This window comes from Acidaminococcus sp. (assembly GCF_050873445.1).
Taxonomy (GTDB): Bacteria; Bacillota; Negativicutes; order Acidaminococcales; family Acidaminococcaceae; genus Acidaminococcus.
Map to the genome: position 1 here is coordinate 1 of NZ_JBNMIU010000079.1, position 6,875 is coordinate 6,875.

Here is a 6,875-nt window from a genome sequence, read left to right on the forward strand (position 1 = left end):
GCTGGGGGAAGAGAAGCACAATCTTACGACTCCAGAAACTCCGGCTCATGGACATACAGTCGGAGACAGCGGAAATCATCGTCACTGGTCCTGCGGGGCATTGCCTCGCAACTTCCAGTGGGATGTCTGTGAAGGCAATGATGCACCTGTGGCCGTAGGCTATGGCGACGGCTGTTGGCATGGTAATCAGGTGGACGAGCATACGTCCTGGGATGGAAATCATTCCCACAACCTTTCCCAGACGGGTGGCGGCCAGCCGCACAACAACATGCAGCCGTCCATCGTCGTGTATATGTTCCAGCGGACAGGATAGGGGGTGAGGAATATGGCTGAATGGTTACAGATGGTCGCGTCTCTGGTATCGGTCCTGATGCTCTGTGGCGTCATTTTCCATTTCAGTGTCATCAAGCCGCTGAATGAATCGGTACGGAGCCTCCTGGACTGTATCGCAGAACTGCGCCGCCAGCTGTCGGATACGGAAGCCAAGCGGCAGAAGATGGCGGAACGGCTGTCCCGGGTGGAAGCCCTGGCGGAATATGCCCACCGCAGGCTGGATGCCATGGAACAGCGGCAGCCGGAACAGGGGGGACGGATGTGAGTTTTTCTGTAGTGCAGAACCGGATCCGCATGGATTCAGCAGAAATCCGCCTAATCATCTGGGACAGGGTGACGGGAGAACATTTCACATTGGGGGAACGGGACGAGCTGACCTTCACACTGAAACGCTGCCTTACTGATGAAAAGCCTGTCCTGACCAAGACTCTGGGACAGGGCATCCGCCGGGAAGGAACGGAGTGCTTCCTCGTGTTCTGGCCGGACGATACGCGGCGGCTTCCCTGCGGCCGCTATGTCTATGATGCGGAGCTGGTGCGGGAGAACGGGTACACCGATACCCTTATCCTGCCACGGCCTTTCTTCCTGGAGAGGGGCGTGACAGACGATGGCACATAAGGGGAATAGCCTTATAGGCATCCTTTCCATGCCATAGGCCCCATCCGGGGACTATCAGGGAAAGCGCATCGTCCCGTCCGATGAGGAGCAGGTTGTCATCGCCGACAGCGGCCATGCGGCCCTTTCCTGGGTGACGGTAGCTGCCATCCTGTCGAACTATGGCAGGAGCAGCTTTAATGGCTATTAGTTGAAAGTTGAGTAAAGGAGCAATCAGAATGGCGAAAAACGTAAAGATCAATTCGGTCGTGTATGCGGAAGTGCCGCAGGTTTCCATCCCTCTGGCAGAAGGGCAGGGGACGGCTGTCTTTTTTTATACGACTGGGGCCACGGCGGCAGCTGGGGATATCCTGACAGGGAAATCTGCCTTTATCGGGAATGGCTTCGTCGCCGGATCTATGGCTAATAACGGAGCCGTCAGCGGCGGTATCAGCAAGGCCGACGGCGCGTATGCCATCCAAGCCGGATTCCATAACGGCAAAGGAACTGTCAGCATCAGCAGCGAGGAGCAGAGCAAACTGGTCAGAGGGAACATCAAGACCGGCGTGACGGTTCTTGGCGTGTCTGTCAAATCCAGCGTCGTTGATACAGGTGATGCCACAGCAGCAGCTAGCACTATCATCAGCGGCAAGACCGCCTACGTCAATGGCACCAAGGTGACCGGGAGCCTGACGACGGTGACGGTATCCCAGGACGGTGCTGACCATCGAGTAAGGTGGATGTGAAACTGGCCAGGAACAGCTACAGCGGAGTGTCATCCGTCCTGATTCCGCTGAGAAGCGGCACCATACAAAGTCACCATCCAGCAGTCGGAGCATCAGACGATTTCCGCTGTCTTTACGCCGCAGATTACCAGCTCGGTATTGTCTTTGGAACGGTCTGGCAGTACCTCCTAGAATCTGGCATCGGAAACGAAGGTGGCCCTGGGATATGCGTTCCAGATCCGGGTGAAGGTAGATAAAGGCTGGATTAGTGGCAGGGCTTCCGTATCGTGAAATTTAAAGAAGGGCCTGATTTGTGGTGATGCAGTGATAACTGTGACGGATGCTACGCACATCCCGACGGATATCACCGTTCCGGATGGATATACCCCGGTGTATCTGTACCAGAACAAACTGTATATGGATGAATCCCTAGACAGTCCTTTGACATCCAAATCGCAGATTGCATCAGGAAGCAGCCTTTATGTGGTGGATATTTCTCATGATGCTACCTCCCTGTATCAGCTGCTGGAGCCATCCAGCGAAAACAAAGCAGGCGTTGGCTGCGATGAAATCTGTGTGGATCTCAGCAATATCACGAAAAGCAATATTACCAATCTGGGTTCAGTGTTCCTGGGTAACGGTAATCTGGAATCGGCTGATCTGAGCGGTTTCGGCGATATTAATGCGCTTTACAGCCTGTTCGCCTACTGCACCAGCTTGAAATGTGTGCACTTTGATACTTTGTGTAATGCCGGGAAGGGCGAACCCAATACGTATTATACCTTTTCGACCTGCAAGAACCTGAAATACCTTGTCCTGGACAAGGTGAACGTGGACTTTGTTGTAGAGAATGTGAACGATGTCGAACGCGGCATTCCTGGCAAGACAAAAATCCTAGTTCCCCGGGCCGCATTAGGTACCTACAAAACAAACAGCCATTGGAGTGTAGCGTCTGACCGTATCCTGGCCATAGAGGATTTCGATATCGTCCGCAAGGACGGCGCCGTGACCGTTACGCCAAAGGCGGTGTAAGTCATGTTTGAGAAAGTGAATATCCCCGACTGTATCGTTATCATCGGGCTGGTCACAGCACTGATCCTGGCGATTTTCTATACCCTCAACGAGCTGGTCATGTCCATCGCCTCTTGCTTGCTCGGTTACATCGGCGGCACTGTGAAGTCCGCCGTTTATCAGAAAGGAGAAGAAAAACCATGAAAGTATTCCTGAATCCCGGCCATTCCGACCCGGGAGCCGTCAATAGTGAAAGCGGTCTGCGTGAGTGCGATGTTGCTTTGGCAGTCGGTCAATCTGCGGAAAGTTACCTGAATGCGGCAGGAGTAGCAACAGAACTGCTCCGGTCTAACAGCCTGACGGAAATCTGCGAGGCCGCCAATGCCAGTGATGCCGACATCTTCGTGTTCATCCACTGCAATGCCGCCGAAGCTGAAGAAGCCAACGGCACGGAAACCTGGGCCTGTATGTCCTCACGAACACCGACATGCCCGCTGTCTTGGTCGAGCTGGTCTTCATCACCAATCCAGATGATGAAGAAATCCTGGCCAATGCTCAGGAGGCCCTGGTCAGAGCCGTGGCCAGGGGCGTCACCGATTATGAACAGCTGATTCTAGGAGGTAAATGACCATGAACCGTGAAGAAATCAGGAAAGCTGTCGCCGATGCCGTCGTAGGCTTTGCCAGGAGCGAAGCCGAAGCAGCCATCAAGTCCATCGACCTGGATGACGTCCAGAAGCTGGTGGAAGCGTAGATGAAGAACCTCACAGATCCGCTGGAAGCAGAAATCCAGACCACCACCAGCTGGTGGGTGAAGATTAGGAACAGGCTGTATATCACCTTGATACAGCAGGCGGTCAAAGCCATTGTGGCTGATGTAAAACAGAAGATTGCATGAAAAGAGCCGGTACGGGACATCGGGAGGGATATTCCATACCGGCTTTTTCTGTTATAATGAAAAAATAAGAAATACAGTGTTTGTTTAACTACTAGCGGCAGCTATTGTAAAAAAACAAATGTGAATATCTATTATCATCACTTCCGCACCAAGTCATGTCTTAAGGAGGATAAGCTATGTATGAAGATAAACAAAGTCTTTTGGAAGCATTCCGGTATTATGCTAAACAACAATTAACAGAAATAGTAAGGCATAACAAAGATTATAAAAAGCAGGCGTCTGCTATTAATTCCAGTATTAAGAACTACAAGGATTTGTTGTTATCTCGATTGGATAATACCGCCCAGATAGAACACTGGTCGAATGAACGAAAACTTAATTCAATTCTATTATTAGATTACACAATGTATGTGGTTATGCTTGAGTTTAGAAACAAGGTTTGGCCATATGAATATATGGCATTCGCACGTCGAATTGGTGAATTGTGGGAACCGTTTTGCAAGGAACCATTCTATTACCCGGTAAAACGGCTATCGATTATTACTCCTCCAGAATTTGATGATGTGCAGGCCAATATTAAGCAAAATGTATCTGCATATGTTAATAGCCTTAATGTTGACTCTGCTACTAAAAGGAATTTGCATTATTATTACTCTATTCCTTGGAAAATGGTCGATAGTGGCGGCATCAAACTGGCTCTTGACCTCCATTTTAATCAAAACGGCATTAATCATAATTGTGATTTCAAGAGTGGCTTTAGCTCGAACGAAAAGGGAAATACAAACCGCCTTTTACTTGTAGCAAGCATATACAAATTTCTTGATGCTAATGAACAGATGATTCTTTTTGTTAGACAACCAGAAGCGCAAAATAACCATTACCTTCAAACTTTAAAAAATTCGGGTTACTGGGATGTTTATTGCGCTCAAGATACTTATCAGGCAATTTACGCTTACACAGGATTCAACCTCAGAAATTGGCTTGATAATAATGCAATATGGGAAGCTGATGTTGATGATCAACTTAGGAAACGGCTTATAGATCAGAATATCCTAAATTACTTGATTTGGTAAGATATAAGCTCTACTATTACTCAAGATAAAACTAAGGATATAGGAGGACCCACTTTTGAAGAATCTATACTGTGCCTATTATACAAATTCCGAACCCATTAATAAATATATGGTTAAAATGCTGCACTTGAACGACGGAGAAAAAATGCTTGAGCCAAGTGCCGGGGAAGGCGTGTTTGTTGAATCTGTTCTTTCAGAGGATGTCACGGATTTACAAATTGATGCACTCGATATAAATAAAACAGCTATAAATATATTACACAAGAAATTTGACGATATTGGTGTAGTCAATATCAAAGAAACAAATACTCTTTTTGATGAGCAACTTGATATTTATGCAATGGTCGGGGGATATTATGACAAAGTTATCGGCAATCCCCCGTATGGGGTTTGGCAGGAGTATTCTAAAAGAAAGGCTTTGAAGAAAAAATATCCTGGCTATTATGTTAAGGAATCCTACACACTATTTTTATTACGCAGCTTAACTCTATTAAAGGAGGGGGGACGTTTATCATTTATTATTCCAGACACCTTTTTATATTTGAATTTGCATAAAGAGATTCGAAGAACTTTGTTACAGAACTCATGCATTGAGGAGATTTTGATATTTCCTTCAAAATTTTTTCCAGGGGTAAGCTTTGGATATTCAAATTTGAGCATTATAACGCTAATAAAAACATCTTCGGAGGAAAAAGCGCTCAATAACAAGATTAGAATTATTAAGGGTTTTAAAGATGTTAATGAACTCCCAGATGTTCTTGAAAATAAATTTTCAGATTATATTCATGTTTATATATTGAGACAGTCTGAAATTTTAGCCAATCAAAATTCACGCTCTTTATTATCGGACAATCCTGACATTAATCTTACAAGGGCAACCGTTCATTTGGGTGACATAGCCGATGTTGTCACAGGCCTTTATACGGGAGATAATAAACGCTTTATTGCCTCTAGAGATAAAAGTGTAAAAAGAGCAAAAAATTATAGTATCGTAGATCCAAACGAAATATCAGAAAAGGCAGACTTAACAGGCATCCAAGAACTGAATAAGCATTATGTTCCATATATTAAAAGCGCATCTAGTATCCGGTATGCAAGGCCAACTGATGATTGGTTTGTTCAATGGGATAAAGGCGCCATCGATTTTTATATTAAGAACAAGAAATCACGATTCCAGAATTCAGCATTTTACTTCAAAAAGGGCATTGCCATCCCAATGGTAAAAGCAAGTAAGCTAAGAGCAACATACATGAATAATCGGGTTTTTGACCAATCAATTGTAGGTATTTTCCCACGAGAAGAGAAGTACTTTTTCTATATTCTCACAATCATGAATTCTGATATAGTTTATGATATTATTAATATGATTAATCCGACTGCAAATAACTCATCAAATTACGTAAAACAGATACCATTTGTGAAGCCTTCTGATAAAGAATTGTTAGAAATAAACCAGTTAGTGGAGCAAGCAATAAATTATGCAGAAAGCCAAAATGGTACTGCTTTAGATAGTGTTTCATCACAACTGAATGAAATAATAAATGATATTTATATGAAAGGGCTGAATTGACCAATATAGACTGGCTTCGTGATAAACAATATAAAGAAAGCGTTGCAGAAGTACGCAAATACCAGCAGTGGCTACTTGTATATGAAAGTGTACCGGGATCTGAGTATAGAAAAGATTGCAAGATATTTAAAATATCGGATGCTCACATGGGCATCCGTATTTTTTGCCCAGAAGTACTTAACGATAGCTGTTCTGTCCTATTACTCCTGAAAGCTAAATTTTCAGGAGGTGTCCTCGATGACGGACGAACAGAAACAACAGATCATTGCCTTGCGCCGGGATGGGGCGGGGTATGGAAGGATAGTGGCACAGCTCCAGCTTTCCATCAACACGGTGAAGTCATTCTGTCGGCGGCACAGCCTGGCGGCGAAGTCGGCAGCCTCAGTTTGCGAGCAGTGCGGCAAGCCGATTGAGCAGAATTCGGGATGGAAGTGGAAACAGTTCTGCTGTGATGCCTGCCGGAATAAGTGGTGGAACGCACATCTGGAGCTGGTGAAGCGGAAGGCAGTCTACACCTATACCTGTCTGGCTTGCGGGAAGGGATTCATGGTCTACGGCAACAGCCATCGGAAGTTCTGCTCCCATGCCTGCTATATTGCATACCGATTCGGAGGGATCCGCCATGGATAAGAGGCCGTTTCAAAATGAAACAGCCTTCCAGATGGCGATATA

Annotated in this window: 11 protein-coding genes and 1 pseudogene; all 12 read left to right on the forward strand. The window is 46.0% G+C overall.

Going from position 1 to position 6,875, the window contains the following annotated elements; translation table 11 throughout:
* Positions 1-313: phage baseplate protein (locus ACR0QW_RS10460; protein WP_432643585.1), on the forward strand; the 313-nt coding region annotated here is incomplete at its 5' end.
* A 12-nt stretch (positions 314-325) separates the two neighbouring features.
* Positions 326-598 carry a hypothetical protein gene (locus ACR0QW_RS10465; RefSeq protein ID WP_432643586.1) on the forward strand — a complete coding sequence of 91 codons (273 nt, stop codon included), beginning with the start codon at positions 326-328 and terminating at the stop codon, positions 596-598.
* Positions 595-951, forward strand: coding sequence for a hypothetical protein (locus ACR0QW_RS10470; RefSeq protein WP_432643587.1), 357 nt, complete (start codon positions 595-597; stop codon positions 949-951). Before ACR0QW_RS10465 ends, ACR0QW_RS10470 begins: the two co-directional genes overlap by 4 nt.
* Before the next feature lie 215 nt (positions 952-1,166).
* On the forward strand, positions 1,167-1,673 hold the full coding sequence (locus ACR0QW_RS10475; RefSeq protein WP_432643588.1) for a hypothetical protein: 507 nt from the start codon (positions 1,167-1,169) through the stop codon (positions 1,671-1,673).
* A gap of 312 nt (positions 1,674-1,985) precedes the next feature.
* Entirely contained in the window at positions 1,986-2,684 is a 699-nt protein-coding gene (locus tag ACR0QW_RS10480; RefSeq protein ID WP_432643589.1) for a hypothetical protein, read from the forward strand.
* A gap of 3 nt (positions 2,685-2,687) precedes the next feature.
* Positions 2,688-2,867 carry a hypothetical protein gene (locus tag ACR0QW_RS10485; RefSeq protein WP_432643590.1) on the forward strand — a complete coding sequence of 60 codons (180 nt, stop codon included), beginning with the start codon at positions 2,688-2,690 and terminating at the stop codon, positions 2,865-2,867.
* A pseudogene (locus tag ACR0QW_RS10490) lies at positions 2,864-3,291 on the forward strand (N-acetylmuramoyl-L-alanine amidase family protein). The gene ACR0QW_RS10485 and the pseudogene ACR0QW_RS10490 overlap by 4 nt, the downstream one beginning before the upstream one ends.
* 2 nt (positions 3,292-3,293) lie before the next feature.
* The gene (locus tag ACR0QW_RS10495; RefSeq protein ID WP_432643591.1) at positions 3,294-3,416 is read left to right on the forward strand and encodes a hypothetical protein; all 123 of its coding nucleotides are present in this window, start codon (positions 3,294-3,296) and stop codon (positions 3,414-3,416) included.
* Positions 3,417-3,560: a hypothetical protein gene (locus tag ACR0QW_RS10500; RefSeq protein WP_432643592.1), complete on the forward strand. Its 144-nt coding sequence runs from the start codon at positions 3,417-3,419 to the stop codon at positions 3,558-3,560.
* 176 nt (positions 3,561-3,736) lie between these two features.
* Positions 3,737-4,633 carry a hypothetical protein gene (locus tag ACR0QW_RS10505; RefSeq protein WP_432643593.1) on the forward strand — a complete coding sequence of 299 codons (897 nt, stop codon included), beginning with the start codon at positions 3,737-3,739 and terminating at the stop codon, positions 4,631-4,633.
* A 55-nt stretch (positions 4,634-4,688) separates the two neighbouring features.
* Entirely contained in the window at positions 4,689-6,203 is a 1,515-nt protein-coding gene (locus tag ACR0QW_RS10510; RefSeq protein WP_432643594.1) for an Eco57I restriction-modification methylase domain-containing protein, read from the forward strand.
* A gap of 237 nt (positions 6,204-6,440) precedes the next feature.
* The gene (locus ACR0QW_RS10515) at positions 6,441-6,833 is read left to right on the forward strand and encodes an RNA polymerase subunit sigma-70 (protein ID WP_432643595.1); all 393 of its coding nucleotides are present in this window, start codon (positions 6,441-6,443) and stop codon (positions 6,831-6,833) included.
* Positions 6,834-6,875 lie beyond the last annotated feature (42 nt).